At 35.3% G+C, this 1,712-nt stretch carries 1 protein-coding gene; it reads left to right on the top strand.

The features are described from left to right. Positions 1–1,712 (top strand): condensation domain-containing protein (locus ACKI67_RS10335; protein WP_407463452.1); only part of this gene is annotated, 1,712 nt, incomplete at both ends.

The following is a 1,712-nucleotide window of genomic DNA, read 5'->3' on the forward strand; positions in this document are numbered from 1 at the left end:
ATGACAGTGTCCTATTGGATGATGATTTTATCCAATTGGGAGGAAACTCATTGTCTCTAATGAAACTTCAATTGATATTGAATGAGAGATTAGGGATTCATTTGTCTTCCGCTCAAATCATGGAGCTTCGAACACCGATTAGGATTTCAGATTACATTAAATATAATTTAGATGTTCATTCCCCAATCAAGGTGAATTACAGCTTTGAAGATTCCTGTCCTTTGTCTGAATCACAATTAAACGTTTACTTGGATGAAAGCGTAAATGATATGGGCACTGCATACAACAATCCATTCAAAATAGAATTTAAGGATTCTTATTCAGTAGCAGACATTAAAAATGCAATCAATAGGTTATTGGAAATTTATCCTGCATTGTCTGCTCGTGTTGTTAATGAAGATGATGCTTTATCATTTAGATTTGATGGAGATGTTGAAGTATCCCAAGGGATGGAAAATGACATTCCGTCATTCATAAGGCCATTTGATTTTGAAAAGTCATTGTCCCGTTTTTTAATTGTAAATGATGGGGAGTCCATTTCATTGTGCATGGATTGCCATCACCTGATTTTTGATGGTACTTCCGCTAATATCTTATTGGACAGTTTGCTGTCAATTTTAGAGGGCAATGACATTGATTCAATCGATACAGGTCTTTTGAGAGAGATTTCATATGAAGAGAACATATCTTCAGAGTATATGGAAGAGGCTTCACTGTTCTTTGATTCAATGTTGGAGGATGTTGATGAGGTATACGAATTGCTGCCTTCTGTAAAATCAGAGGAAAGTTCTGATTTTGAATATATTGATGTCTTTGACATTGACAAAAATGATTTAAGTTCCTTTTTGGAAAAAGCTTCAATCACCCATACTCAATTTTTCACTAGTGCATTTGCCTATGCCTTATCAAAATTCAGTGCATCCTCTAAAGTGTTTTTCAATCTTATTGAGGATGGAAGGGGCCATATTGACCTGTCTGGTTCTCTTGGGATGTTTGTTCGTACATTGCCTCTCGTTATAGACTGTAAGAATCAGGATGTCATGCCTTTCCTAGATTATTCAAGTGGCTTGATAAGCTCTGCCATGAAATATGATCTCTATCCTTTCCGTCTGTTGGCAAAGGAATATGATTTAAATTCAGACATTCTATTCCAATATTCTCATGATCTTCTTTATAGTCTGATAAGTGAAGATGATTTGCCTTATAAGGTTGAGGATTTAAAGCAGGATGTGATGGGAGATTTATCCTTTTTTGTTTTCAATGAAGATGGTGACAAATTGGGAATCAAGATTTTATATTCACAAAAATTCTCAAATGACTTCATAAAGAGTTTTGCTGAAAGCTATAAGTTAATTTTAAAAGAAATGATGAAAGTCACTGAGTTATCAGACATTAATTATGTTTCATCTTCTGATTTGGATATTTTGGACAGCAATAATCAGACTGAAAAGGATTTGGATTATGAGGATATTCTGGATGCATTCAATGACCATCTTCTAAGATGTCCAAACAATCCTCTCGTATCCTATAATGATGTGTCCTATAGCTATGCTGAGGGAGCATTTATTGCAGAATGGATAGCCAATTCATTGAAGGGCATGGGAATTAGTCCACAGGACAATATTGCCTTTTTCCTAGAGCGCTCAGAGTTATATATGTTTTCTGCATTGGCCATTCTCTCCATTGGTGCTGTATATGTGCCGATAGATGAT

The organism is Methanobrevibacter sp., assembly GCF_045577275.1.
GTDB lineage: Archaea > Methanobacteriota > Methanobacteria > Methanobacteriales > Methanobacteriaceae > Methanobrevibacter.